The organism is Domibacillus indicus (assembly GCF_023715895.1).
GTDB lineage: Bacteria > Bacillota > Bacilli > Bacillales > Domibacillaceae > Domibacillus > Domibacillus indicus_A.
This window is the reverse complement of record NZ_JAMBOO010000169.1, coordinates 1-209: the sequence shown is the minus strand read 5'-3', so window position 1 is coordinate 209 and position 209 is coordinate 1. Positions and strand designations below refer to the sequence as shown.

The following is a 209-nucleotide window of genomic DNA, read 5'->3' as shown; positions in this document are numbered from 1 at the left end:
AAACCGGGGCTAATACCGAATAACATTGGAAACCTCATGGTTTCCTTTTAAAAGGCGGCTTCGGCTGTCACTGCAGGATGGGCCCGCGGCGCATTAGCTAGTTGGTGAGGTAACGGCTCACCAAGGCGACGATGCGTAGCCGACCTGAGAGGGTGATCGGCCACACTGGGACTGAGACACGGCCCAGACTCCTACGGGAGGCAGCAGTA

General features: G+C 57.4%; 1 rRNA gene. It reads left to right on the top strand.

What is annotated here, in order from left to right:
• A 16S ribosomal RNA gene (locus M3221_RS27190) occupies positions 1-208 on the top strand; the annotation flags it as partial.
• Position 209 lies beyond the last annotated feature (1 nt).